23 protein-coding genes are annotated in these 24,440 nt (G+C 66.3%); 17 read left to right on the forward strand and 6 right to left on the reverse strand.

Going from position 1 to position 24,440, the window contains the following annotated elements:
* Window positions 1–32 precede the first annotated feature (32 nt).
* Complete coding sequence (locus tag OJF58_RS03850; RefSeq protein WP_366526814.1) at window positions 33–305, reverse strand: helix-turn-helix domain-containing protein; 273 nt, start codon at window positions 303–305, stop codon at window positions 33–35.
* 210 nt (window positions 306–515) lie between these two features.
* Here OJF58_RS03850 and OJF58_RS03855 point away from each other — a divergent pair, with 210 nt between their 5' ends.
* Window positions 516–1,091: a carboxymuconolactone decarboxylase family protein gene (locus OJF58_RS03855; RefSeq protein WP_366526815.1), complete on the forward strand. Its 576-nt coding sequence runs from the start codon at window positions 516–518 to the stop codon at window positions 1,089–1,091.
* Here the strand turns inward: OJF58_RS03855 and OJF58_RS03860 are convergent.
* The gene (locus OJF58_RS03860; RefSeq protein WP_300781753.1) at window positions 1,000–2,169 is read right to left on the reverse strand and encodes a benzoate/H(+) symporter BenE family transporter; all 1,170 of its coding nucleotides are present in this window, start codon (window positions 2,167–2,169) and stop codon (window positions 1,000–1,002) included. The two genes, OJF58_RS03855 and OJF58_RS03860, sit on opposite strands and share 92 nt — an antisense overlap.
* A 160-nt stretch (window positions 2,170–2,329) precedes the next feature.
* Between OJF58_RS03860 and OJF58_RS03865 the strand changes: the two genes are divergently transcribed.
* The 9 genes from OJF58_RS03865 to OJF58_RS03905 all read left to right on the forward strand — a co-directional run bounded on the left by OJF58_RS03865 (window position 2,330) and on the right by OJF58_RS03905 (window position 9,495).
* A complete protein-coding gene (locus tag OJF58_RS03865; RefSeq protein ID WP_300781755.1) occupies window positions 2,330–3,502 on the forward strand; it encodes a CaiB/BaiF CoA-transferase family protein in 1,173 nt (390 codons plus the stop codon).
* Window positions 3,499–4,524: a histone deacetylase family protein gene (locus OJF58_RS03870; RefSeq protein WP_300781756.1), complete on the forward strand. Its 1,026-nt coding sequence runs from the start codon at window positions 3,499–3,501 to the stop codon at window positions 4,522–4,524. The genes OJF58_RS03865 and OJF58_RS03870 overlap by 4 nt, the downstream gene beginning before the upstream one ends.
* Window positions 4,525–4,598: 74 nt before the next feature.
* Window positions 4,599–5,348: a FadR/GntR family transcriptional regulator gene (locus OJF58_RS03875; RefSeq protein WP_300781757.1), complete on the forward strand. Its 750-nt coding sequence runs from the start codon at window positions 4,599–4,601 to the stop codon at window positions 5,346–5,348.
* Entirely contained in the window at window positions 5,345–5,791 is a 447-nt protein-coding gene (gene rpiB / locus OJF58_RS03880; protein WP_300781758.1) for a ribose 5-phosphate isomerase B, read from the forward strand. Before OJF58_RS03875 ends, rpiB begins: the two co-directional genes overlap by 4 nt.
* A 26-nt stretch (window positions 5,792–5,817) precedes the next feature.
* Window positions 5,818–6,621 (forward strand): transporter substrate-binding domain-containing protein, encoded by an 804-nt coding sequence (locus tag OJF58_RS03885; protein WP_300781760.1) that lies wholly within the window; start codon window positions 5,818–5,820, stop codon window positions 6,619–6,621.
* A complete protein-coding gene (locus tag OJF58_RS03890; RefSeq protein ID WP_300781761.1) occupies window positions 6,618–7,421 on the forward strand; it encodes a transporter substrate-binding domain-containing protein in 804 nt (267 codons plus the stop codon). The genes OJF58_RS03885 and OJF58_RS03890 overlap by 4 nt, the downstream gene beginning before the upstream one ends.
* A gap of 16 nt (window positions 7,422–7,437) precedes the next feature.
* Window positions 7,438–8,121: an amino acid ABC transporter permease gene (locus tag OJF58_RS03895; RefSeq protein WP_300781762.1), complete on the forward strand. Its 684-nt coding sequence runs from the start codon at window positions 7,438–7,440 to the stop codon at window positions 8,119–8,121.
* Window positions 8,118–8,765, forward strand: coding sequence for an amino acid ABC transporter permease (locus OJF58_RS03900; protein WP_300781764.1), 648 nt, complete (start codon window positions 8,118–8,120; stop codon window positions 8,763–8,765). The genes OJF58_RS03895 and OJF58_RS03900 overlap by 4 nt, the downstream gene beginning before the upstream one ends.
* Window positions 8,752–9,495, forward strand: coding sequence for an amino acid ABC transporter ATP-binding protein (locus tag OJF58_RS03905; RefSeq protein ID WP_300781765.1), 744 nt, complete (start codon window positions 8,752–8,754; stop codon window positions 9,493–9,495). Before OJF58_RS03900 ends, OJF58_RS03905 begins: the two co-directional genes overlap by 14 nt.
* 5 nt (window positions 9,496–9,500) lie before the next feature.
* Here the strand turns inward: OJF58_RS03905 and OJF58_RS03910 are convergent, their stop codons facing one another.
* Complete coding sequence (locus OJF58_RS03910) at window positions 9,501–10,331, reverse strand: MBL fold metallo-hydrolase (protein WP_300781766.1); 831 nt, start codon at window positions 10,329–10,331, stop codon at window positions 9,501–9,503.
* A gap of 294 nt (window positions 10,332–10,625) precedes the next feature.
* On the opposite strand from OJF58_RS03910, the gene OJF58_RS03915 reads away from it, so the two are divergent.
* The 4 genes from OJF58_RS03915 (at window position 10,626) to OJF58_RS03930 (ending at window position 17,421) form a co-directional block, all read left to right on the forward strand.
* Window positions 10,626–11,354 (forward strand): damage-inducible mutagenesis protein, encoded by a 729-nt coding sequence (locus tag OJF58_RS03915; protein WP_300781767.1) that lies wholly within the window; start codon window positions 10,626–10,628, stop codon window positions 11,352–11,354.
* Window positions 11,245–12,915 carry a DNA polymerase Y family protein gene (locus OJF58_RS03920; RefSeq protein ID WP_300781768.1) on the forward strand — a complete coding sequence of 557 codons (1,671 nt, stop codon included), beginning with the start codon at window positions 11,245–11,247 and terminating at the stop codon, window positions 12,913–12,915. The genes OJF58_RS03915 and OJF58_RS03920 overlap by 110 nt, the downstream gene beginning before the upstream one ends.
* A 63-nt stretch (window positions 12,916–12,978) precedes the next feature.
* Window positions 12,979–16,281, forward strand: a complete 3,303-nt coding sequence (locus tag OJF58_RS03925; protein WP_300781769.1) for an error-prone DNA polymerase — start codon at window positions 12,979–12,981, stop codon at window positions 16,279–16,281.
* Between the two features lie 72 nt (window positions 16,282–16,353).
* On the forward strand, window positions 16,354–17,421 hold the full coding sequence (locus OJF58_RS03930; RefSeq protein WP_300781770.1) for an AI-2E family transporter: 1,068 nt from the start codon (window positions 16,354–16,356) through the stop codon (window positions 17,419–17,421).
* A gap of 22 nt (window positions 17,422–17,443) precedes the next feature.
* Here the strand turns inward: OJF58_RS03930 and OJF58_RS03935 are convergent, their stop codons facing one another.
* Entirely contained in the window at window positions 17,444–18,406 is a 963-nt protein-coding gene (locus OJF58_RS03935; RefSeq protein ID WP_300781771.1) for a glycosyltransferase family 2 protein, read from the reverse strand.
* 263 nt (window positions 18,407–18,669) lie between these two features.
* Between OJF58_RS03935 and OJF58_RS03940 the strand changes: the two genes are divergently transcribed.
* Window positions 18,670–19,770 (forward strand): glycosyltransferase, encoded by a 1,101-nt coding sequence (locus OJF58_RS03940; RefSeq protein ID WP_300781773.1) that lies wholly within the window; start codon window positions 18,670–18,672, stop codon window positions 19,768–19,770.
* A gap of 4 nt (window positions 19,771–19,774) precedes the next feature.
* Window positions 19,775–21,685 carry a hypothetical protein gene (locus OJF58_RS03945; RefSeq protein WP_300781775.1) on the forward strand — a complete coding sequence of 637 codons (1,911 nt, stop codon included), beginning with the start codon at window positions 19,775–19,777 and terminating at the stop codon, window positions 21,683–21,685.
* Here OJF58_RS03945 and OJF58_RS03950 read toward each other — a convergent pair.
* The gene (locus OJF58_RS03950) at window positions 21,585–22,535 is read right to left on the reverse strand and encodes a glycosyltransferase family A protein (protein WP_300781776.1); all 951 of its coding nucleotides are present in this window, start codon (window positions 22,533–22,535) and stop codon (window positions 21,585–21,587) included. The two genes, OJF58_RS03945 and OJF58_RS03950, sit on opposite strands and share 101 nt — an antisense overlap.
* A gap of 42 nt (window positions 22,536–22,577) precedes the next feature.
* Window positions 22,578–23,606 (reverse strand): HlyD family efflux transporter periplasmic adaptor subunit, encoded by a 1,029-nt coding sequence (locus tag OJF58_RS03955; protein WP_300781777.1) that lies wholly within the window; start codon window positions 23,604–23,606, stop codon window positions 22,578–22,580.
* Between the two features lie 554 nt (window positions 23,607–24,160).
* Here OJF58_RS03955 and OJF58_RS03960 point away from each other — a divergent pair.
* Entirely contained in the window at window positions 24,161–24,433 is a 273-nt protein-coding gene (locus OJF58_RS03960) for a hypothetical protein (RefSeq protein WP_300781778.1), read from the forward strand.
* Window positions 24,434–24,440 lie beyond the last annotated feature (7 nt).

The following is a 24,440-nucleotide window of genomic DNA, read 5'->3' on the forward strand; positions in this document are numbered from 1 at the left end:
GACAACTCTTCAGGGCGTTCGCTGTCGGGCGGTTAAGCCGACAGGCGTTTCGCCCATTTCTCCGACCAGACATGCAGCGGCAGGAATCGGCCGAGCAGCTCCTCGCCCAGCGGCGTGAGCCGATAGCCGCTCGTTGCGTCGACCGTGACCAGGTTGGCTGCGCGCAGTTCCGCCAATCTTTCATTGATGATGGTGGGGCTGGCGCCAGTCGCCGCCTGTAGTTCGCGGAAGCGCCTGGGCTCCTCGCGCAGCTCCCAGATCAGCCGCAGCACCCAGCGGCGGCCCAGCAGATCGAGCAGCAGCATGATCGGCCGTCCGCTCCGGGAACCCCGTACCGGATGTCCGGGCTGAACGGTTTTCACCATTGATCCGCTCCGTTACTACATTTTCTGTAGCGATGGCTCGCTCCCGATGCTACTGAAATTGTAGCACCGGAACGGAGTGCCGTCATGCCGCGAATCGCCCCTGCCCAACCGCCTTATGAACCCGACATTGCCGAGGCGCTGAACCGCATCATGCCGGCCGGCCTCGAGCCTCTGGTGCTGTTCCGTACCATGGCGCGCAATCCGCGCATCTTCGCCAGGATGTTTGCCGGAGGCCTGCTCGACAAGGGTGCGCTCAGCCTGCGCCAGCGCGAGCTGGTGATCGACCGGACGACGGCGCGCCTCGGCTGCGAATACGAATGGGGCGTCCATGTCGCGCTCTTTGCCAAGCGGGCGGGGCTTGGCACGGCGGAGATTGTGGCCACGGTGACCGGCGGCTCAGATGCCGCGTGCTGGTCGATGGCCGAGCAGGCCTTGGTGGCGCTGGTGGATGATCTGGTCGATCGCCACACGATCGGCGACGAGACGTGGCACTCCGTGGCGGCTCATTTCGACGAGGCGCAGATCCTCGAGGCCATCGCGCTCGTGGGCTATTACCACACGATCAGCTTTCTCTGTAACGGCCTGCGGCTCCCTTCCGAGCCCTACGGTGCCCGCTTTCCCGGCAGTCATCCGTCTACCTGTGTCTCTCCAACAGGCGATCGAGCGCGAGGATCACGAGACCGAGGACGAGGCCCCAGAAGGCGGATCCGACACCCATCAGGGTGACGCCGGAAACGGTGACGGCGAGCGTGCCGGCGGCGGCGAGACGATCCTGGTCGGCCGAGAGTGCTGCGCCCATGGCGCTTGCCGTCGAGCCCAGCAGTGCCGTGCCGGCCACCGTCGCCAGCAGTGCCGGCGGCAAGGCCGCGAACAGCCCGACCAGCGAGGCGCCGAACAAGGCGATCATTCCCCACCACAGCGCATAGAAGGGGCCGGCCATCCATCGCCTGGCCGGATCGGGATGGGCATCGGGACCGGTGCACAACGCGGCCGAGATGGCGGCGAGGTTCGAGGTATGCGCGCCCACGAATGCGGTACCGAGCGAAACCATACTGGTCACTGCGAGCACGGGCTGGGGCGGCGGCCGGTAACCGGAGGCACGCAGCACGGCGAAGCCCGGCAGGTTCTGCGACGCCATCGTCACCAGATAGAGTGGCGCGCCGAGCCCGATCATCGTCGCGACGTCCCAGCTCGGTTCCTGGACGATGAGCGTCGACAAGCCGAGCGCGGGAATGGGCCGCACCAGGCCGAGCGCCCAGGCGAGCGCCGCGCCGGCGACCAGCACGATCAGCGACGCGAAGGTGGGCAGCAGGACCCGGGAGACCAGGAAGAGCGCGATCATCGACAGGACCAGGAGCGGCTGGTGCGGCACCTGCTCGAACATCGCCACGACGAGGTGCAGCAGGATGCCCCCCAGCATCGCTGCCGCGATGCTGGCCGGAATCCGCTCGATCAATCGGCCGAGCGGGCGAATTGCGGCCGTCAGCAGGATCAGCACCGCCGACGCGACGAAGGCGCCGATTGCCGCGCGAAAGCCCGGCACGCCGGCCGTCGAGGCGATCAGGGCGGCGCCCGGCGTCGACCATGCGGTGATGATCGGCATGCGATAGCGAATGCTGAGCGCAAGCGCGCTCGACGCCGTGGCGAGGCCGAGTCCCGAGACCCACGAGCTCGCTTCGGCCGGCGTCGCGCCGACGGCCTGCGCCGCCGCAAGCACGACCGGCAGCGTGCCGCCCACACCGGCCACCGTCGCGACCAGCGCGGCGGTCGCGACGGCGATCAGATCGGATTTCGTCCAGCTCATCGTGGCAAGGACATCGGCTTCTCGATTGTCATCCGCGCTATCCAGAAAAATCGGGCCGACGAACATAGCCGCGCGCGAAATAAACGCCAGTCTGCGAAACGCAGCGCTTGAGCTTTCGCGCGTTCGCTTGCAAGGGTGCCGGCAGGAGGATCTCTGCCGCATGCTGCCGCTCACCGATACGCTCGTCCTCGACCTCACGCAGGTGATCGCGGGCCCCACCGCCGGCCAGATTCTGGGCGACATGGGCGCCGACGTGATCAAGGTCGAGCCGCTGCAGGGCGAGCACTTCCGGCCGCATTTCGGTGGCGCCTGGGTGCCGTCGATGAACCGCAACAAGCGCGGGCTCGCTCTCGACCTGCGCACGCCGGGCGGCCGCGAGGTGCTGATGCGGCTGGTGCGCAAGGCCGACGTCTTCATGGAGGCCTTCACTCCCGGCGTGATCGACAAGCTGGGCTTCGGCTGGGACGTCGTCTCGAAGGAGAATCCCCGGCTCGTCTATGCCTCGATCTCGGGCTACGGCCAGACCGGCCCCTATTCCCACCGCGCCGGATACGATCCCTGCATCCAGGCCGAGATCGGGCTGATGGACGCGACCGGCCCCTACCAGGGCGAGATGTGCCGCGTCGGCACCGCGCCCATCGATTACTGCACCGGCTCGTTCTGCGCCGCCGGCATCGCCTTCGCGCTGCTGGCTCGCCACAAGACCGGCAAGGGCCAGCGGCTCGACCTGTCGCTGTTCGATGTCGGCATGCACATGATGAGCCACTGGATCACCAACCATGGCCTCACCGGCGAGGATCCCGAGCGCATGGGCACCTCGAATTCGCTGATCTGTCCCCTGCGCGTGTTCCCGACCCGCACCCAGCCCATCTTCATCGCCGGCACCAACGACGCCTTCTGGCGCATCCTCTGCACCGCGCTCGGCCGCAAGGACTGGCTCGAGGACAGGCGCTTCGCCACCAACGCCGACCGCGTCGCCCATCGCTCGATCCTCGAAGCGATGATCGAGGCGCATTTCCTCGAGCACACGGCCGATGAGCTCCTGGACAAGCTGATCCCGGCCGGCATGGCCTGCTCCGCCGCCTACAAGGTGAGCGACGTCCTGCGGAACGCCCATACCGAGGCACGCGGCAGCGTGCTGGATATCGACTATCCCGGCCTCGGCCCGGTGCGATCGGCCAACAACCCGCTGAAGCTCTCCGATGCGCCGGTCGAGACGCGCCGCAAGGCGCCGGCCGTGGGTGAGCACACGGTCGAGATCATGCGCGAAGTGGGCTATAGCGATTCCGAGATCGCCGCCCTCGAGGATGCCAGGGCCATTGGTACAGCATGAAGATCGTCTATTCCGACAAGCACGCCGTCCACGATCCGCAGACCTTCTTCGTGCGCGGCGTGAAGCAGCGCAGCGCCGAGCAGCCCGAGCGCGCCACGCGCCTGCTGGCGGCCGCAAAGGATGCCGGACACGAGATCGTCGGCGCCAAGGTCTACGGCGCCGGACCGGCCGCGGCCGTCCACACCCCCGACTATCTCGATTTCCTGCAGGTCGCCGCGCGCGAGTGGGCGAGGCTCCCCAACGCCTCGACCGAGGTGATCCCCAACGTCCATCCGGCCCGCTACGCCGCGACCTACCCGAAGGCGCTCGCCGGTCGCGCCGGCTGGCACCAGGCCGATCTCGCCTGCCCGATCGGGCCCGGCACCTGGGACGCTGCCCTCGCCTCGAGCGAGGTCGCGGCCACGGCCGCCGACCTCGTGCTCGACGGCTTCCGTGAGGCCTATGCGCTCTGCCGGCCGCCGGGCCATCATGCCTACGCCGACATGGCGGGCGGCTTCTGCTTCCTGAACAACACGGCGATCGCCGCCCGGCGCCTGCGCGGCCGGCACGAGCGCGTGGCGATCCTCGATGTCGATGTCCATCACGGCAATGGCACGCAGGGGATCTTCTACGACCGGCCGGACGTGCTCACCGTCTCGATCCACGCCGACCCGGCCAACTACTACCCCTACTTCTGGGGCCATGCCCATGAGACCGGTGCCGGCGCGGGGCACGGTTTCAACCTCAACCTGCCGCAGCCGGTGGGCTCCGGCGACGGTCCATGGCTCGCCGCCGGTGATGCAGCCCTGCAGCGGATCCGGGAGTTCGCGCCGACGGCGCTGGTGATTGCGCTCGGCCTCGACGCCAGCGAGAGCGACCCCCTGCAGGGATTGAAGGTCACCGGCGCCGGCTTCCATGCAATGGCCGGGAAGATCGCGGCGCTCGGCCTGCCCACGCTTCTCGTGCAGGAAGGCGGCTACTTGAGCGACGATCTCGGCCGCAACCTCGTACAGTTCCTCTCGGGCTTCGAGCAGGCGCGATAGCTGCCAGGAACGGCGGGCTTGATCTCGCCCTCAGGCCATCTAAGGTGGTCAGACCACGGCTTTACCTAATTCCAATGCTCGAAATAACACGGCCCGGGTCCGAGGAAAGCCAAAGCGGCGCGGCGCGGGTCTTCACCTTTTTCCGTGACCGGCTGCTCGCGGGTGATCTGAAGGCCGGAGACCGGCTGCTGGCCGAGCGCGAGCTGGCGCTGGCGCTCAATGTCAGCCGTCCCGTTCTGCGCGAGGCCCTGCGGTCGCTCGCGATGCTGGGGCTGGTGGACATCCAGCACGGGCGCGGCACTTTCGTGCGCAGCGCCGACGCTTCGGTGCTGGGGCAAGCCCTCACCCTTTGCCTCGCTCCCGAGCCCGACATCCTCGACGACGTGCTGCAGGCGCGGATCGCCATCGAATGCCAGGCCATCCGCCTTGCCTGCGAGCGCGCAAGCGAACGGGATCTGCAGGCGATCGCCGGCAAGCTCGATCTGCTGGTGGGGTCGCTCGACAATCCGGACAAAGGAGGCGAGGCCGACTACGCCTTCCATTTGGCGATCGTGCGATCCAGCGGCAGCCCGTCGCTGATGAAGGTCTACGAGGCGATTTCGCCTCTTCTCATGCGCTCGCATATCGAGCGCCGGCGCGAGACCTTCAGGGAACCTGCCATCACCTCGGGCCTCGTCGACGCCCATCGCGAGGTTTTCCTGTCGCTCGCGCGCCGCGATCCGGATGCCGCCGAGCGCAGCCTGCGCGGCCACTTCGCCATCGGCGACGATCTGCGCCGCCGCAACCTCATCTCCGCCTACGAACCCAAAAGGAAGCATCCATGAAGATCGTCGTCGGCTCCGACCATGCCGGCTTTCCCATGAAGGCGGAGTTGCTGGCGTTCCTGACAGGGCTCGGCCACGAGGTGCTGGATGTCGGCTCATTCGATCCGCAGCCGGTCGATTTCCCCGACATCGCGCGCAAGGTGGCGGCCGCCATCACGTCGGGCACGGCCGAGCGCGGACTGATGGTGTGCGGTACCGGAGTCGGCGCCTCGATCGGCGCCAACAAGATGAAGGGCATCCGCGCGGCCGTGTGCCACGACGTGCATTCGGCCCATCAGTGCGTGGAGCATGACGACGTGAATGTCATGTGCATCGGCGCGCAGATCGTCGGTCCATGGCTCGCGAAGGACCTGATCGCGGCCTACCTCGGGGCGAAGTTCTCGACCTCCGAGGAATTCCGTCGCCGCGTCGCCAAGCTCGCCGAGATGGACAAGGAACGATAGCCGATCGACAAGGAACGGAGGAGACGATGAAAAGAACGATGACGGGCATGGCGATTGCCCTGCTGGCGGTGGTCGGCATTGGCCACATGGCCTGCGCCGACGAGCTCGACGACATCAGGAAGGCGGGCAAGATCCGGATCGCCATCGATCTCGGCGTGCCGCCTTACGGCATGACCGACGAGAAGCTGCAGCCGACCGGCCTCGATGTCGAGACGGCGCAGGCGCTGGCCAAGGACTGGGGCCTCCAGTTCGAGCATGTGCCGACCACCGGCGCATCGCGCATCCCGTCGCTGCAGACCGGCAAGGCCGACCTGGTGATCTCGAGCCTGTCCTACACGGCCGAGCGCGCGAAGGTGATCGATTTCTCGCTGGGCTATGCGGTGCTGCGCACCGTCATTGCCGCGCCCAAGAGCGTCAACGTCAAGAGCCTGGCCGACCTCGACGGCAAGACCGTCGCCACGGTGCGCGGCACGACGCACGACACGCAGCTCACCAAGGAGGGCCCCAAGGGCATGAAGCTGGTGCGCTACGAGGACGACGCCACCGAGGCGCAGGCCTTCCTGAGCGGACAGGTCGACATCTTCTCCACCGCCGAGATGATCGTGCCGCAGATCGACAAGAAGAACCCCGCGCGCCAGGTCGAGATGAAGTTCGTGCTCGACAACTTCAAGCTCGCGATCGGCGTGAGGAAGGGCGAGAAGCGGCTGCTCGACGAGGTCAACAAGTGGATCGTCGCCAACATCAAGAACGGCCGGCTCAACGCCCTGAACAAGAAATACTTCGGCGACGACCTGCCCGACCTGATCCTGAAGCAGGAGGTGAGCCAATGACGGTCCGTGATCTCCTGCGTGTGCTGGCCGGGGCGGCGCTCGCTTTCGGATGCGCCTTTGCCGCCGCCCATGCCGATACGCTCGACGACATCAAGAAGGCCGGCAAGGTCAGGATCGCCATCGACCTTGCGATCCCGCCGTTCGGCATGACCGACGACAAGATGCAGGCGACCGGCTCTGACGTCGATACGGCCCGTCTGCTGGCGAAGGATCTCGGCGTCGAGCTCGAGATCGTCACCACCACCGGCCCGACGCGCATCCCGATGCTGCTGACCAACAAGGCCGATCTGGTGATCTCGACGCTCTCGATCACGCCCGACCGTGCCAAGGTCATCGACTTCTCGCTGCCCTATGCCGATCACCCTTCCGTGGTGGCGGCGCTGAAGTCGATCCACCTCGCCAGGATGGCCGATCTCGATGGCAAGCGGGTCGCGGTCGTCCGCGGCACGACGCAGGACACCGATCTCGCACGCGACGCCAAGGGCGCACAGCTCGTGCGCTACGAGGACGACGCGACGATGGCGCTCGCCGTGGCCTCCGGCCAGATCGACATCCTGGCCACCGCGCGTTCTCTGCTGCCGGCGATCAGCCGCAAGAATCCGGCGCGCACCGTCGAGCCCAAGATCACCATGCGGACCTTCTATCTGGCGGTCGGCATCCGCAAGAACGAGCCGCGGCTCAAGGCCTGGGTGAACGACTGGGTGAAGGCCAACCTGCAGAACGGCCAGCTCGGCGCCATCTACAAGAAATATCACGGCATCGACATTCCGGTCGACCAGCTCCTCAAGGCCGGCGACTAGCTCCGGCGCCGCCGGCATGTCCTATCAGCTCGATTTCTCCTTCCTGACGGAGAGATGGCCCGACTTCGTCGCCGGGGCCTGGCTCACGGTCCAGCTCACCGTCGTGTCGATCGCGCTCGGCCTCGCGGTCGGCACGGTCTGCGCCCTGGCCCGCGTCTATGGCGGAACGTTTCTGCGTCGTGCCGTCGGCCTCTATGTCGAGCTGATCCGCAATACGCCGCTCCTGATCCAGATCTTCATCGTCTATTTCGGCCTCTCCAGCCTCGGCCTCAAGCTGTCGGCCGAAGTGTCGGCGGTGATCGCGCTGGTCGTGAACATGGGGGCCTACACGACGGAGATCATGCGCGCCGGCATCCAGTCGATCCAGCGCACGCAGCTCGAGGCCGCCGATTGCCTCGGCCTCACGCGGCTGCAGACCATCCTCCATGTCGTGCTGCTGCCGGCGATGGAGCGGGTCTATCCCGCCCTGTCGAGCCAGTTCGTGCTGCTGATGCTGGCCTCCTCCATCACCTCCACGATCTCGGCCGAGGAGCTCACGGCGACCGCGAACCGCGTGCAGTCCGACACCTACCGCAGTTTCGAGGTCTATATCATCGTCGCACTGGTCTATCTCGCCCTGTCGGCACTCTACCGCCTCGCCTTCTGGCTGATCGGCCTCGCGCTATTCGCGCGCAAGCGCAGGCTGGGCACGGCGCTATGATCAAGCTCAACGCCAATCACATCCTCTACCTCGTCCAGGCGGCCGAATGGACGGTGCTGTTGTCGCTGATCGCCTTCGTCGGCGGCGCGGTGGTCGGGCTCGTGCTCGCCCTCCTGCGCGTGTCGCGGATCGCCGTCCTGCGCGCGCTCGCCAGCGGCTATATCCAGGTGATCCAGGGAACGCCGCTTCTGATCGTGCTGTTCCTTTCCTATTTCGGGCTCGGCATCCTGGGCTACAAGCTCGACCCGCTGGTGGCGGCCGGCCTCTCGTTCACGATCTATGCCGGCGCCTTCCTGGGCGAGATCTGGCGGGGCTGCATCGAGGCGGTGCCGAGGACGCAGTGGGAGGCGTCCGATTGCCTCGGTCTCAGCCGCTTCCAGCAATATGCCTACGTGATCCTGCCGCAGGCGGTGCGGCTTGCGATCCCGCCCACCGTGGGCTTCATGGTGCAGATCGTGAAGAACACCTCGCTCGCCTCGGTGATCGGCTTCGTCGAGCTCGCGCGCGCCGGCCAGATCGTCAACAATTCGACCTTCGAGCCCTTCGCGATCTTTTCCGTCGTCGCCGCCATCTATTTCGCGCTGTGCTACCCCCTGTCGCTCGCCGCACGCGCGCTCGAGAGGAGGGCCCATGCCGGCAGATGAAGCCATCGTCCGCATCGACGGCGTCGTCAAGGAATTCGGGCCGCTGCGCGTGCTGGACGGCGTCGGCTTCGCGGTGGCGCGCGGTCAGGTCGCGGCGATCGTGGGCCGCAGCGGCTCGGGCAAGAGCACGCTGCTGCGCTGCATCGCCGGCCTCGAAAGCATCCAGGGTGGCACGATCACGGTGTGCGGCCACGATGTCGGCCGGCCCGGCAGCGCGGCGCGCGCGCAACTGCGCCGCGACGTCGGCATGGTGTTCCAGAGCTACAATCTCTTTCCCCATCTCACGGTCGAGCGGAACATCACGCTCGCGCTCACCCTGGTGAAGAAACAGAAGCGCGAGGAGGCGAGGAAGCGGGCCGCGGAGGTGCTGTCCCTGGTTGGACTGACCGACAAGATCGCGGCCTATCCCGAGCAACTCTCGGGAGGTCAGCAGCAGCGCGTCGCCATCGCCCGTTCGCTTGCGCTGTCGCCCCAGGTCATGCTGTTCGACGAGGTGACCTCGGCGCTCGATCCCGAGCTCACGGCCGAGGTTCTGGCCGTGATGGAGGATCTGGCCCGCCGCGGCATGACGATGATCACGGTCACGCACGAGATGGGCTTCGCGCGGCGCGTCGCCGACCTTGTCGTGTTCATGCACAAGGGCAAGGTGTGGGAGAGCGGGCCGACGGCCGAGCTGTTCGGAGGCCCGAAGACCGCCGAATTCAGCCAGTTCGTCGCCAGCGAGCTTTAGCGGCCTCAGCCGCCGCCGTCGCCGCCGACGGCGATGACGGTGAGCTTCTCCGGCAGCTCCTCCTTCGCGACCTCGATCGTGTGCTTGTCCGGCCACACGAAGACGGGCTCCAGCGGCGCCAGCAGGGTCACGAAGCGATCGAGCTGCGAGCGGCCCCAGTAGTGCATGGGAAGCACGATCCTGGGATCGATCTGCTTCACGACATCGACCATCAGCGGCACGCCCATCGTGTAGGCGCCGTCGATCGGCACCATCAGGACGTCGATGCGACCCAGCGCCTCGAGATGCTCGGGCGTCAGACGCTGGTGCAGATGGCCGAGATGGGCGATGCAGAGATCGCCGACCGCGAAGATGAAGATCGAGTTGCCGTTGATCCGCACACCGCCCGACCAGTCCCGCGCATTGGTCGGCACGTTCCAGACCCGCATGTCCTTCAGCGTGACGTCGTGCCGGGCCTCCGTCTCGCCTTCCTGCGGCCAGCCGCGCAGGACGTAGGTGATGCCCTCTTCCGGCTCGTCGGTGAAATGCGTGCCGTGGGCGTTGTTCATGGTGGCGATGTCGGGATGGCGGCCGAAGCCGTTGACGCCGTTGTAGTCGGTGATGGCGCGCACGCCCTGCGGCGTGTCGATCTGGTAGCTGGCATGGCCGAGGAAGGTGATGATGGCACGGTTGGGCGACGGGCCTTCCGTGAGCCGCAGGCCGTCGTCGAACGAGGCGCGTTGCAGGCGCGGACCGAATTCCTCGACCAGGTTCTTGGAACAGCGCGCCAAGGCGGGACCTGCCAGCAGGGCGACAGCGGCGGCGATCAGGGCGGCACAGGAAAGCTTCGGGGTCATGGAGAGCCTCCCGCAGGCGTCGAGGTGAAGGAACTTTCAGGCCAGGGGCAGGGAGTATGCCAGTCCGAAAGGTCCGCGGACCCCCGTTGACTCTTCAAAGGAAGGTGACTAGAACAAAAGAGGAACATATTACCTCAACCAGTGGAAAAACGACCCGAGGGGGCAATGCCCGTCATTTCCCCGAATGCCCTTGCTCCCCCTGCCGCCAACCTGGCGCAGGGAAAGGTCCCGCCGCCCTTGCGCGAACAGGTCCGCCGGCTTGAGCGTGCCCATAGTGCCCAGAGAGCCGGTCGGATGGCCGTTCCGGTCGGGGTCGCGGCCATCGATGCCCTGCTGCCGGAAGGTGGGCTGCTGGCTGGCGCCCTGCATGAGATCGAGGCAGGCCCCACCCCTTCCGGCCGCGTCGCGCCTCATGACGGCGCGGCCCTGGGCTTTGCCGCCTATCTCATTGGTCGTTTCGGATCGGGCACGATCCTCTGGTGTCGCCAGCCTCTGAGTGCCTTCGACGCTCCGCCCTACGCCCCGGCCCTTTCCGCCTGGTTCGATCCGGCGCGGTTGCTGATGATCACCACCCGGCGCGAGGAGGATCTCTTCTGGGCGATGGAGGAAGGGCTGCGTGCGTCCGGCATTGCTGCTGTGCTGGGCGAGACGCGGGCTGCCGATCCCACGGCCGGCCGCCGGCTCTCGCTCGCGGCGGAAAAGAACGGCGTGCCCGCCTTCCTGCTGCGCCCCCAGCCGGCGCCCCCGCAAAGCGTCTGCACGACGCGCTGGCGGGTCGCTTCCGCGGTTTCGGCCTCGACGACACCGGGTCTCGCCGACTTCGGCGTCGCGCGTTGGTGCGTCGAGCTCAGGCGCAACCGCTTCGGCCTCCCCTCGACCGAGGAAATGCCGTCCTGGCTCCTGGAGTGGAACGATGAAACGCATCATCTCGCTGTGGTTCCCCAAGCTCGCCACGGATCGGCTGGCCCGCCTGCGGCCGGAGTCGCCTGGACAGGCCCAGACCGCCAGAAACTGGTCGGCTAGGGCCGCCGCCACGGTCATCTGGCTCGAAGGCTGTCCGCGGCTCGCGGCCCTCAATGCCCATGCCCGTGCCGCCGGCCTGCGGCCGCATATGCGGCTTGCCGATGCCCGCACGCTGGTCCCCGACCTCGTCACGACGGGAGTCGAGCCGGAGGCCGATCACCGCCTGCTCGAAGCCATCGCCAACTGGTGCGACCGCTACACGCCCTGGGTCGCGCTCGATCCGCTGGGAGCCGCGGTCGCCGAGCCCGATTCGGAGGGCCGCATCGAAGCCTGCAGCGCCGGCGGCTTCGGCGGCGATGCCGGCCTGCTGCTCGACGTCACCGGCTGCGGCCACCTTTTCGGCAAGGACGAGACGGGCGAACGCGCTTTGCTGGCCGATCTCGTCGAGCGCCTGGCGCGCCACGACTTCACCTGCCGCGCCGCCATGGCCGATACGGCCGGCGCGGCCTGGGCGCTGGCGCGCTATGCCGAACGCCAGGCCGATCTTTTTTGCCCACGCCACGGCCAGCGCGAGGCGCTGGCCTCCCTGCCGGTCGACGGGCTGCGGCTCGCCACGCCGATCCTGGAAACCTTCCTGAAGCTCGGCCTGCGCCGCATCGGCGATCTCTACCCTCTGCCGCGGGCGCCGCTGGCGCGCCGCTTCGGCGATCAGCCGCTCATGCGACTCGACCAGGCGCTGGGCCGCGTCGACGAACCGATCGAGCCGCGTCGCGTGCCGCCCGCCTTCCGCACGCGCCTCGCCTTCGCCGAGCCGATCGGCCGGCCAGAAGATATTGCTGCCGCGACCAGCCGGCTGCTGGCCGCCCTCTGCAAGCAGCTCGAGCAGGCGGGCGTCGGCGCGCGCAAGCTCGAGATCGCGCTCTATCGCGTCGACGGCTCGGTGGATCGCACGGGAATCGGCACCAGCCGGCCCAATCGCGACAATCCCAGGCTCATGAAGCTTTTCGAGGAGAAGCTCGGCGAGCTCGATCCCGGCTTCGGCGTCGAGCTGATGATCCTGGCCGCGCCGGAAGTCGAGGAATGGACCGGCGCCCAGGAGTCCCTGCCCGACACGGGCACCGATGCCATTCCCGGCGGCAGTGACGACGGCACGATCGATCTCGCCGACCGGCTGGCGCTGCGGCTGGGCGCGGAGAATGTCGTGCGTCTCGTCCCGCGCCACAGCCATCTGCCGGAGCGCGTGCAGGTGACGGCGCCGATTTCCGCCAGGCCGGCGCCCGAGGGCGCCTGGGCGCGCCTCGCCTCGATGAAGGGTGCGCGGCCGACGCGGCTCCTGCAGCGGCCCGAGCCGGTCAGCGTCACGGCGCTCCTGCCCGACGATCCGCCGCGGCAGTTCCAGTGGCGCCGTCATGCCCATCGCATCGTGCGCGTCGAGGGGCCGGAACGGCTGGCCGACGAATGGTGGCGGCCGCGCTCGAACGGCAAATATGCCCCCGCCAACTCGATACCGGCGGCACGCGACTATTACCGCGTCGAGGACGATGACGGCGGCCGCTTCTGGCTGTTCCGCGACGGCCCGCACAATGCCGTCAAGTGGTTCCTGCACGGGTTTTGTGCGTGATGTGTTTGCTCTCACCGCACCACATGAGCGCCACTCCAGTGGCGCAATCTTCCTGCTGAAGCCATGCGCTACGCCGAGCTGCAGGTCACCACCAACTACAGCTTCCTGCGTGGCGGCTCGCATCCGGGCGAGCTCGTCTGGCGGGCGATCGAGCTCGGCCACAACGCCATCGGCATCACCGACCGCAACACGCTGGCGGGCGTGGTGCGCGCCTACTCGGCGATCAAGGAATACTACGAGGAGCATCCGGCGCCCGAAAATGAGCAGATCAAGCTCCTGGTTGGCGCGCGCCTCGAAACGCGCGACGGCTATTCGCTGCTCGCCTATCCCCTCGACCTCGAAGGCTACAAGCGGCTGTCGCGCCTCCTGACGGTCGGCAATCGTCGGGCGGCGAAAGGCGAATGCGATCTCGCCTTCGACGATCTCGCCGAGCATGCCGAAGGCCTGCTCGCCATCGTCCTGCCGCCTCGCCGCATCGACGATCCCGTCTTTCATGACAAGCTGCGCCGGCTGGCCCGGCTGTTCGGCAACCGCTGCTATCTCGCCGCCAATATGCTGTTCCGCGGCGACGATGCCCGCCGCCTCGCCGCTCTCGACAATCTCGCGGCCCGGATGAAGGTGCGCCTGGTCGCCACCAACGACGTGCACTATCACATTCCCGACCGACGCGCCCTGCAGGACGTCGTCACCGCGATCCGTCTCAACTGCACGGTCGACGAGCTGGGCTTCCGCCGCTTCGCCTCGGCCGAGCGGCACCTGAAGGCGGCCGGGGAGATGGAACGCCTCTTCAAGAGGTATCCGCATGCCATCGAACACATCCAGAAGATCGTCGAGCGCTGCCGCTTCTCGCTCGATCAGCTCACCTATCAATATCCCGTCGTCTACGAGGGCGGCGAGACGCCGATGCAGAAGCTCATGCGCCTCACCTGGGAGGGAGCGGCGCAGCGGTATCCAGGGAAAATTCCGGACAAGATAACCAATATCCTCCAGCGCGAGTTCGAGCTCGTCCAGAGCAAGGGGATCGCGCCTTACTTCCTGACCGTCCACGAGATCGTGAAGGAGGCCCGCAACCGCGGCATCCTCTGCCAGGGCCGCGGCTCGGCGGCCAACTCCGCCGTCTGCTACTGCCTCGGCATCACCTCGGTGGATCCCGACAAAACCGAGGTGCTGTTCGAACGCTTCCTTTCCAACGAGCGCAACGAACCCCCCGACATCGATGTCGATTTCGAGCACGAGCGGCGCGAGGAGATCATCCAGTGGATCTACGCGCGCAAGAGCCGCGACCGCGCCGCCCTCGCCGCCACGGTGATCTCCTACAGGAGCCGCAGCGCCATTCGCGATGTCGGCAAGGCACTCGGTCTTTCGCCCGACGTGCTGGGCGTGATGGCCGACACGGTCTGGGGCGTGGGATCGGGTGGAGTCAAAGCAGGGCATGTCCGGGAAGCGGGCCTCGATCCGCACGATCCACGACTCGCCCTGGCGCTCGAGCTGTCGGCGACGCTGTGCGGCTTTCCACGCCATCTCTCGCAGCATGTCGGCGGCTTCGTGCTGACCGACGGCCGCCTCGACGAGCTGGTGCCGATCCAGAACGCGGCGATGGAGGACCGCACCGTCGTCGAATGGGACAAGGACGATCTCGATGCACTGAAGATCTACAAGGTCGACGTGCTGGCGCTCGGCATGCTGACGGCCCTGCGCAAAAGCTTCGACCTGATCGAGCGGCATTATGGCGAGCGTCCGTCACTCGACATGCCGACGACCGACTCCAGGGTCTACGAGATGCTGGGCAAGGCCGATTCGATCGGCGTCTTCCAGGTCGAGAGCCGGGCCCAGATGTCGATGCTGCCGCGGCTCAGGCCCGAGACTTATTACGATCTCGTGGTGGAGGTGGCGATCGTGCGGCCCGGTCCCATCCAGGGCGGCATGGTGCATCCCTATCTGAAGAACCGCGCCAACCCCAAAAGCGTCACCTACCCCAAGCCCGAGCTCGAGAGCGTCCTCAAAAGGACGCTGGGCGTGCCGCTCTTCCAGGAGCAGGCGATGCAGATGGCGATCGTCGCGGCAGGCTTCAGCCCGGCCAAGGCCGACAAGCTCAGACGCGCCATGGCGACGTTCCGGCACTCCGGTACGATCCACAAGCTCAAGGACGAGTTCATCGACGGCATGGTCGCCAATGAATACGAAAGGGAGTTCGCCCAACGCTGCTTCAGGCAGATCGAGGGCTTCGGCGAATACGGCTTCCCCGAAAGCCATGCCGCTAGCTTCGCGATCCTGGTCTATGTCTCTTCGTGGGTGAAATATCACTTCCCCGAAGCCTTTGCCGCTGCACTCCTCAATGCGCAACCGATGGGCTTCTACGCCCCGGCCCAGCTCGTGCGCGACGCACGACAACACAATGTCGAGGTGAGGCCGCCCGACGTGAATGCCAGCGACTGGGACTGCACGCTGGAGAAGTCCGACGGCCCGCGCTGCGCGCTGCGGCTGGGTTTCCGCCAGGTCACGGGACTCGCCGAAGCCGACATGAGACGCATGGTCGAACGCCGCACCACACCCTATCGCGATCCGGCCGACCTGTGGCGGCGCGGCGGTCTCACCAAACGACAGATCCTGGCGCTGGCGCGGGCCGATGCCTTCGCGTCGATGGGACTCTCGCGGCGCGATGTCCTGTGGGCGGTGCGGGCCTTCTCCGATGCACCGCTGCCGCTGCTCGAGGCCCGCCCCGCCGAGCGTGATCCCGAGCCCGCCGTCAGCCTGCCGGCGCTCACGCTCGGCGAGCAGGTCGTGGACGACTACGCCGCGATCTCGATGTCGCTGCGGTCCCATCCGCTGGCATTGTTGCGACCGATGCTGTCGGAACGGCGCGTCTCGCGCACCGACGTGCTGCTCGATTCCAGGAACGACGACCGCTTCACCCTTGCCGGCCTGGTGCTGGTGCGGCAGCGGCCGGGCACCGCCTCGGGCGTGGTGTTCGTCACCCTCGAGGACGAATGCGGCATCGCCAATCTCGTGGTCTGGCCCAAGGTCTTCGAGGCGCATCGCCGCATCGTCATGGGCGCGCGCCTGCTCGCGGCATCGGGCCATGTGCAGCGCGAGGGGCTGGTGATCCACCTGGTTGCCGAGCGGCTGTGGGACTGGTCGTCCGAGCTCGACCGCATCGCCGACATAGACGAGAACTTCCGTCTGATCATGGCCCGCAACGATGCCGTGCGCGCCGACCGGCCCGATCCCCGGGTGCCGGTTCCGGAAGCCAACGCCACGCGTCATCGCAGCGGCAAGGGCCCGCCGGCGCGAAAGAAGCCCTACGACCGCAGCCGGATCGTGCTCGACCGGCCGACGATCCGGATTGCGTCACGCGATTTCCACTGATCCAGCCATACCGATCGTCGAGTGCTCCACCCGCCGCTCCTCCCGGCGACGCAACCCGCCTATAGTGGCGGCATGACCTTGCTGCGTGCCGCCCTGTGGGCCGTCGTGATCGCGGCCACGATGTATCTTCTGGTGGCCGGTCGCGGCCTCCTGCTGCCGTTCGTGCTGGCAGTGGCCCTCTGGTACATGGTCGATGCCATGGCCGACGCGATCGAACGGCCGCGGCTCGGCCGGCTCCACGTCCCGCGGCCGCTCGCCCTCGTGATCGCCGTCCTGATCATGGGCGGCATCGTGAGCGTGATCGGCCAGACGATCGGCCATAACATCACCGCCGTCGCCGATGCTGCGCCAGCCTACGAGGGCCGCCTGCAGAACCTGCTCGACCAGGCCATGCGATGGGTCGGCATGGAACAGGCCCCCACCCTTGCCGAGCTGCTCGACCGTCTGAGCATCACCGAAACCGTGGGTGGCGTGGCACGCGCCGCCGCCACGGTGGTGAGCGTGGCGGGCATCGTCCTGATCTACACCGGCTTCCTGTTCGTCGAGCAGGTCCACTTCAGCCGCAAGCTGGGACTGATCTTCGGTGCCCGCGCCCAGCGTGCGCGCCTGCGCTCGGTGCTGGAGCAGATCGACCGCGACATCCGCATCTACCTCCGCATCAAGACGGCGCTCGCCATCGTCACCTCCAGCCTCGCCTACGCCGTGATGCGCTGGGTCGGCGTGGACTTCGCCGGCTTCTGGGCGGTCATGGTGTTCTTCCTCTATTACATCCCGACCGTCGGCTCGATCCTCGCCATCGTCGCGCCGGCGCTGCTCACGCTGGTGCAGTTCGACCACCTGACGCCCTTCCTGATCGTGCTGATCGTGATCGGCACGATCCAGATCGTGACGGCGAACGTGATCGAGCCTGCGATCATGGGCCGCTCGCTCAACCTCTCGCCGCTTGTCGTGATCGTGTCGCTGATGGTGTGGGGCACGATCTGGGGGGTCGTCGGCATGTTCCTGTGCGTGCCGATCATGGTCGTGCTGCTGATCGTGCTAGCGCATTTCGAGACCACGCGTCCCGTCGCCATCCTCCTCTCGGCCGACGGCCGCATCCCCGAGCCCGCACACGAGCCCATGGACCTGAAGACGGACTGACGGACCGGGCGCCTTCTATCGCCTACTGCCGGGACCGGGAAAGCCGCCAGCCCTTCCGCACCAGGATCGAGGTTTCATCGGAGTGATCGCCGACCGCGGCCAGAATTTGCGCGAGCTGGTAGTCGCCGACCCGGGCGTCGAAGAGCTTCTGCCGCTTCTTGATCGTCGCCCGAACGAGGTCGACATAGGCCGAATGCGGCGGATGCACTTTCATGTCGCCGCCCTGCTGATCGATCGACATGAAGGAAGGCCCGGAGAAATTGTTGGCCGAATGCTGTCGATAGCAGCCCAACGGCTCGAGCAGGATCAGCGAATTCGAAAGAAGATGCGCAAACCGGGCCAGATAGGCATCGGCGCATATCCTGAAGCCGCCGCAGTCGTCGGGCGCCGGCATGATGAGATCGAGCACGGAGCGACGAAAAACCAGCGCACTTTGGCTTTGCCAGAACCAGCAGTAGGAAGTGTGCGTTGCCGCATCCTTCCACGGCAAGAACATCGCATTCAGCGCCGGCGCATGCTGGCCCGCCGAGATTTCCAGCATCTTCGCCGTCTTCACGTCGGCAAGCGCATCGCGATTGAGGCGGGTGCCCGAATGGATCGCGCCATCCTCGTCGATCGTGAACTGGTCGGAGACCGAAAGACCGGTCGGATAGCGGCCGCTCACCTGGGCGAAAATATGTCGTTCGAGGAAAGCCGGCGCCAGCATATCGTCGGCGTCCAGGAAGACGACGAAGGCCCCGCGACAATACTGCAAAGCCGTCGCCTGGCTGGCGAGCTGCCCGACATTGACCGGATTGCGGATGTACCGGAAACGCTCGTCGCCAAAAGCCTTGAGCGTGCGGTTGATGCAGTCGCCCGTCCTGTCGGTCGAAGCGTCGTCCACGACAATGCATTCGAACTTGCTGTAGGTCTGGGATGCCACCGACCGCAGGCAGGAATCGATGAACCGTTCGTAGTTGTAGGCGGTGACGACGATGGACGCCAACGGAAGCGACTCGAAGCCAACCACTCCAGGCGCATTTGGAAGAACGCGCCGCCACAGCGGCTCCTCCTGGCTGACCGACATCATCCGGTTGAGCATAGCATCCATGGAACTGAAACACCTGCGCCAGTTCTGCTCAAGCCCATCGATAAACCAGCGGTTGCGCTTCCTTCGCTGATCAGACGCGGCCCGTCAAGTATCCTTGCACAAAAATGGTTGCGCCTCCAACGCCGATTAGTGTAGTGGTCGCTCGTTCCCGGGCGAGCTTGTCGTCTGCCGAGCGTTTGGGTTCTTTTGGCAATCCATACGGTCCGAAGCCGGTGCATCGAGTGCCTGTCGCTCCTCCTGTCGGAATAGTCATCGCCAACTACAACAACGCGGATTTCGTCAAGGACGCGATGGCCTCCGCGGCCCGTCAGACGGTTCGCGACATCCAGGTCGTCGTCGTTGACGATGCATCTACCGACGACTCCGATGCGATCATCCGCCGGTATCTTACCGATCTCGGCGACGAAAGGTTCCGCTACATCCAGCTCGCTTCCAATCTCGGACAGACGGGTGCCATCCGGCGTGGTCTCGCCGAGCTGGATACGCCGCTGGTATGCTTCCTGGACGCCGACGACATCCTGCACGAGGAGTTCGTCGCCCGACATGTGGCAGCCCACATGAACGCCGACTTCCCGGTCGCCCTGACGTTCTGCGATTCGCACATCGTCGATGTTTCCGGGCATCTCGCCGCCGGAACGGCCTGGTGGTTCGACTACAGCTACGAGCCCCGGGACAGACCCATCGATCCTTCGCACATTCCGACGATCGAGCCCAAGACAGGCAAGTTGACCTATCCGAGCAACAAGTCGACGACCCTGCTGGGCCAATGGTCGATCGACGCCGCCACCAACAGCATGACGGGCATGATGATCCGTCGCAGTTTCGTCGATCTCGTCCTGACACCGTCCGACGACGATCTTCGCTTCGGTCTCGACTTCTATCTCTCCACCTTCGCGTGGCTTCTGACGGGCGTGATCGCGATCCATGAACCGTTGTACGACTACCGCATGCACGGAAGGAACCAGTACTCCAACGGAGCCATACTCGGCGGAACGTACAACTCGTCGACGAGATCCTGGAAGCCGATCCGCGATTCCGTCCTGCAATTGATCGAGACGGTTCTTCGTCAAAAAGCCGGGACGCTGCGCGCCGCCTTCGGGGATTTTCACTATTCGCAGGCCGAGGCGACGTTGCAGAAGGCGCTCCACCCCGAAAGCTCGATCTCGCTGAAACGGCTGCTGGCTGCCGTTGGCGACAGAGTCTCGCGGCTGGCCGGTTCGAGAATGCCGAAAGACCCGTCCGATCGTTCGGGCGGATAGCCCGATGGACCGGCAGGAGGCCCCTCTTTCATCCGAGGGCGCCGGCCACGGTGGCAGTCCGCCTGTCTATCCGGGGATCGAGATCTGGCGCCCGTCCAGCCACATCCCTCTTCGCAAGCGGGTGCTGGCGGCGATGGCGGCGTTTCGACCATTTCCCCGAAGCGCCAGGCGCCATGCCGTTCGATCTGCCGATGAAGGGCTCCGCGCCGTGGTCATCGATCCCGCCTTGCTCATGGAAGGAGGCCACAACTACTCGGCGCTGCTCAGGCTGAAGGCGGAGCTGTCGAAGCTCGATGTGGACCATACATGTCTCGCCTCGCTCACCGCCGATGCGGCCATCCGGAAGCTTGCGGCGCCGGTCCTCCCGACCAAGGGCCTGTGGTGGCGCTCCAGCCATTCGCATGCCGAGTTCCTGGCGCATGTCGGAGCGATGAGGGACCAGCTTTCGCTGGCATTGAACGACCAGGCGCGGCCGCCCGACCTGCTCGTCCTGCACTGTTGCGATGCGGTCCAGATTCGGGCCGTCGCCGAATACTACGGACAGCCCTCGCCCATACCGGCCCCGCATCTGCTGATATGGCTCCTGTTCGCGCCCAATCAATTCGGCCCGACGGACAACCCCGTGCCGGCAGAGGTCGAGTACAGGGAAGCGTTCTCTGTACTGAGGAAGGCGATCGGCGACGATCGAAAGATCTCGGTCGTCTGTGAAACGCCGGCCTTGTCGGCCGCCTACCGGGAACTCATCGGGCTGGATGTCGGCGTGGCGCCATGCCCCAACCTCGCGGGGACTGCCGGCCGGGAGAGCCGCCGGGGAAGAAGGCCGACTCCGAGGATCGTCATACTCGGCCATGCCAACGAGGCGAAGGGCTATCACCTCCTTCCCGAGGCGATCGAACGCGTTCTCAGCGCAGGAGGCCGCGCCGACTTCTTCGTCCACGGCACGTTCAGGAACGCCGACACGGAAGGCGGCGCCGCCGTGTTCGACGCCTTGTCCAGCATGGGGCCAGCCGTCGTCACCAGCAGCGAGGTCCTGACGGCATCGGATTATTTGTCCCGGCTCCACGAGGCCGACATTCTCCTGCTGCCCTACGATCGCGCGATCTACGAGACCCGCGGCTCCGGTCTCTTCAACGAAGCACGCGACATGGGCATCCCGATCGTCGCGACCCGCGGCTGCGCCTTTGCCCAACCTGCCTTCGACGATGGATGGGGTGTCGAAATCGCCGAGCGCAGCGGCACCGGCATAGCGCGAGCCATTCTTGACGCCCTCGGGCGCCTGCCCGACCTGTCCGCCCGGGCGGCGGAGGCGGCCGCCGCATATCGTGGCGATGACATCGGCACGGTCCTGCGCAGGGTCGTCAGCGACGTACGGCCCGACGAACAGGCGGTGCGCGCCGCCGCCGTGAAGCGCAGGACCAAAAGCACGCTCCTGCCGCGCACATTCTTCGCCGGCGTTCATGTGGACGAAGGCACGGCCATCGGAGGCAACAGGCCGCGCCGCAATCCGAAGCTGCGGTCCCTCCGGGGCAAGCGGATCGACACGCCTGTCCGACCCTATTGCTACGCGGTCCTGGTGGGCATCGACGCCGGAAAGGCACAGCGGCTTCCCGCCGGCAGCCGCGTCGCCGCCGAGATATCCGTCGAGGTGATCGCGGGCAAAGTAGGCGTCGCCTGGATCGACGAGAATCACCAGGTGCTGGACGATGCCGAACGCTATGCGCCGGCCATGACGGGCGTCCAGCGCCTCGTGGTTCCGGCTCCGGCCGACCGAGTGCGCCAGCTCGTCTTCCGGAACTTTGCCTCGGGCGCCGCCCCTACGTCATTCCGGATCGTGGGGCTGAGGGCAACGAAGTGGCTTCCCGGCTGGATGCAGCCAGCCAGCAACGAACCGTCATCACCAGCCGTCGCCAGATGACGAGGAGGCGCAATCGTCGCGGGAGGGCGGCAAGCTGATCGATGTGTTCGGAGGGGCTCCACGCGATCAATGCAGGAAAGATATAGAGCCGCCCTCCCGCTTGCCGCACCGCCGCGTTGAAGGCGACATGCTCACAGGTTTCGCGCCCCTGCTCATCGAGGCCGACATAGCGGGCGGTCGTGGCCAGCCTGAGCTTGTAGATTCCAATGCCGCCAAAGGCGGACAGGACGCCGATCGGCGGAAACCAGAGCGGTATCCTGATCATGCGGGCGAACACTTCCCGAGCCTTCAGGTCGCGCTCGTCCTGGCCTGGGTCGCGAAACCAGATCTGATGCCAGCAATCACGCGGGCACCACATGTCGTGTCGCAATGCCCAGATGTCGTAGTAGCGAGGTCTTCCGTTGGCAAACACGCCGCCCCGCATCGAAGTGCCATCGAGCCAGCGCGCCGCCTTGGCGAAGGCGTTTACCGAAATTGGCGCGGACAGGACATCGTCGAGATCGACAACGATCAGATGATCGTAGGTCGCCTCCTCACCCTCGCTTATCTGCTCCATGCAGATATTGCGGACATGGGCCAGCCGCTGAGTCCGGAGCGGCAGATGTCCTTCGAGATTGCCGGCGTCGACCACCCGGCCGCGATGTCCACTTGCCAGCCACCTTCCGAGAATGGAAGCCGTGCCGTCCTGCGAATCGCTGACAACGAAAACAAACGAGACTCGCTCGTACAGCGCGCCCAGCCGTTCGAGATTTTTCAGGACTTCATCGAGGTGCCGCTCGCAGTTGCGGGCCACACCGACAAAGACGGCCCGGCGGCGTTCCAGAGTTGCGCGACAGCCAGTCGACCCCATTCGGTCCGACTGCATATTGTATGTGCCGGCTGGACGCAACCGTCAGAGAAATGTGACCTTCGCCTCCCGGCCCAGGACCTGGGGCATGGTCGACGGATTGTCGAGCTCGACCTCCACCTGGACCACCGGCGCGTCGGTGGTCGAGCCGCCATCCGGCTCGATGCGCTGCATGCGCTTCACGACGGGCACCACCCGCGAGATCTTGCCGGGATAGGTGTCGGCGCTGCCGCGAAAGGTCACGTCGACCTTGGCGCCGACATGGGCGCGGTCCATGTGCTGCTCGTCGACGTCGGCGATCACCCGGAGCCGGCTCATATCGACGATCTTGACGATGCCGTACTGGCCGATGCGCTCGCCCGGCCGGGCATAGACCTGCACCACGACGCCGTCGAGCGGTGAGCGGACCAGCGCCTGCTCGCGCCGCGTTCGTGCATTTTCCAGGCTCGCCCTCAGGATCTTGAGATCGGCATCGGTCTGGGCGAGGCTGCTCGCGAGGCTCTCCTTCATCACCTGCAGCCTCGCCTTCTGGCGTTCCAGAGCCGTCTTCGACATGTCGAGCTGGAGCTGCTTCACGTCGGGCGGGCCGTTGGTTCGCGCCAGCTCGAGCGCCTTCAGCTTCACCTGTTCGGCCATCGCCTTCACGGCCATCTCCTGCATCTCCACCAGGGAGGCACGATAGCCGGTCGTCATCGACTCGCGCACACGTTCGGCCTTCTCCAGCTCGCCTTCGGCCGTGCGGACGGCGATGTCGGCGAGAGGATAGTTCGACAGGACGGCGATGATCTCGCCCTTCTTGACCTTCTGGTTCTCCTTGACCCGCAATTCCGCAAGGACCGTGCCGCCGGCCCAGGGGTTGCCGCCGATCACAGCCGTGCCCATCGGGGCGTCCGTGTACCCGCGCGATGTCAGCAACTCGGCCGGGCCCGGACTGCCCGGCGCCCCACTGGACTGCTGGCTCGTGACGACCCACAGCCCGAGGGCCGCAACGGCACAGAGCGCGGCCATGAGGCCCGCCCCCCATTTGAACTGCCGCCTTCGCGCCGCGTGGATGGGCGCCTGCGTTGCTGTCAATTCAGCCCTCCCAGACAGGGCGAGGCCGCCGGAAACACTGCGTCATGGGGCGGTGTTCTATATCAATATTGCGGCAGATACATGCCGAAGTTCGGGCCGAGAGGCCGTGCCTGCGGCCGGCGCCGATCGGTCCCTTGGCGCTCCAAGCGACTTGACGCGGTTGCAGGCAAGTATCAGCCTGCAGCCATCTGGCGAGGCCGTCCTTTGGGTGGAGGACAGTGCCGGGGGGCCAATTTCCACACGCCAGGCACGGGAGCCCTCCCCAAATATTTCGAGGGCGCATCTAATTCGACGTCGTAGATGCCGGCCCCTCGGCTGCCTCCACCGAGGCCGGGCGCCAAAGCGCGAAGCGCGATGACAGAGATGCTGCAGGGAAATGGTCACAGGCCGGCGGGCCGACGGCCGGCATTCAGAAACCTCAACGGTTTGCAGGCGAATCCGGCCGCTTGATCTGAACACCCGCTTCTCCCTGGGAAAACTTCCTGTTGCGAAGCGCTCCAGCCTCTGCGCTCTACGGATCGAACCAATGGATGCCACTTGTTGGGGAGTGATCCATGATCATCGAGGGCGAGTGGGAGCGCGTCGATCCATCGAAGCCCAAGTCCAAATCAGACAAGCCATCGAAGCCGATGGCTGTCGAGCCGGTCGAGCCCGAGCCGGCCAAGGCCGAGGAAGCGCAGTTCACCGCCGCAGTCGAGGCCTACGCGGAGCAGGCCGAGAAGGCGGATGCCGCCCGGACGGTAGCCGCCGAGCGGCAGGATGACGCCTTCAAGGAGAAGCTCGCCGAACTCAAGGAGCATCTTCGGGAGCGCGACACCAAAGGCTGAAACAGGA

Origin of the sequence: Enhydrobacter sp., from assembly GCF_030246845.1 — a bacterium.
GTDB lineage: Bacteria > Pseudomonadota > Alphaproteobacteria > Reyranellales > Reyranellaceae > Reyranella.

What these genes read in the sequence shown, in the direction of transcription:
- OJF58_RS03850 (WP_366526814.1), bottom strand. Translation starts at nt 305, where the DNA reads ATGCTGCTGCTCGATCTGCTGGGCCGCCGCTGGGTGCTGCGGCTGATC.
- OJF58_RS03855 (WP_366526815.1), top strand. Translation starts at nt 516, where the DNA reads ATGCCGGCCGGCCTCGAGCCTCTGGTGCTGTTCCGTACCATGGCGCGC.
- OJF58_RS03860 (WP_300781753.1), bottom strand. Translation starts at nt 2,169, where the DNA reads ATGAGCTGGACGAAATCCGATCTGATCGCCGTCGCGACCGCCGCGCTG.
- OJF58_RS03865 (WP_300781755.1), top strand. Translation starts at nt 2,330, where the DNA reads ATGCTGCCGCTCACCGATACGCTCGTCCTCGACCTCACGCAGGTGATC.
- OJF58_RS03870 (WP_300781756.1), top strand. Translation starts at nt 3,499, where the DNA reads ATGAAGATCGTCTATTCCGACAAGCACGCCGTCCACGATCCGCAGACC.
- OJF58_RS03875 (WP_300781757.1), top strand. Translation starts at nt 4,599, where the DNA reads ATGCTCGAAATAACACGGCCCGGGTCCGAGGAAAGCCAAAGCGGCGCG.
- rpiB (WP_300781758.1), top strand. Translation starts at nt 5,345, where the DNA reads ATGAAGATCGTCGTCGGCTCCGACCATGCCGGCTTTCCCATGAAGGCG.
- OJF58_RS03885 (WP_300781760.1), top strand. Translation starts at nt 5,818, where the DNA reads ATGAAAAGAACGATGACGGGCATGGCGATTGCCCTGCTGGCGGTGGTC.
- OJF58_RS03890 (WP_300781761.1), top strand. Translation starts at nt 6,618, where the DNA reads ATGACGGTCCGTGATCTCCTGCGTGTGCTGGCCGGGGCGGCGCTCGCT.
- OJF58_RS03895 (WP_300781762.1), top strand. Translation starts at nt 7,438, where the DNA reads ATGTCCTATCAGCTCGATTTCTCCTTCCTGACGGAGAGATGGCCCGAC.
- OJF58_RS03900 (WP_300781764.1), top strand. Translation starts at nt 8,118, where the DNA reads ATGATCAAGCTCAACGCCAATCACATCCTCTACCTCGTCCAGGCGGCC.
- OJF58_RS03905 (WP_300781765.1), top strand. Translation starts at nt 8,752, where the DNA reads ATGCCGGCAGATGAAGCCATCGTCCGCATCGACGGCGTCGTCAAGGAA.
- OJF58_RS03910 (WP_300781766.1), bottom strand. Translation starts at nt 10,331, where the DNA reads ATGACCCCGAAGCTTTCCTGTGCCGCCCTGATCGCCGCCGCTGTCGCC.
- OJF58_RS03915 (WP_300781767.1), top strand. Translation starts at nt 10,626, where the DNA reads ATGGCCGTTCCGGTCGGGGTCGCGGCCATCGATGCCCTGCTGCCGGAA.
- OJF58_RS03920 (WP_300781768.1), top strand. Translation starts at nt 11,245, where the DNA reads ATGAAACGCATCATCTCGCTGTGGTTCCCCAAGCTCGCCACGGATCGG.
- OJF58_RS03925 (WP_300781769.1), top strand. Translation starts at nt 12,979, where the DNA reads ATGCGCTACGCCGAGCTGCAGGTCACCACCAACTACAGCTTCCTGCGT.
- OJF58_RS03930 (WP_300781770.1), top strand. Translation starts at nt 16,354, where the DNA reads ATGACCTTGCTGCGTGCCGCCCTGTGGGCCGTCGTGATCGCGGCCACG.
- OJF58_RS03945 (WP_300781775.1), top strand. Translation starts at nt 19,775, where the DNA reads ATGGACCGGCAGGAGGCCCCTCTTTCATCCGAGGGCGCCGGCCACGGT.
- OJF58_RS03950 (WP_300781776.1), bottom strand. Translation starts at nt 22,535, where the DNA reads ATGGGGTCGACTGGCTGTCGCGCAACTCTGGAACGCCGCCGGGCCGTC.
- OJF58_RS03960 (WP_300781778.1), top strand. Translation starts at nt 24,161, where the DNA reads ATGATCATCGAGGGCGAGTGGGAGCGCGTCGATCCATCGAAGCCCAAG.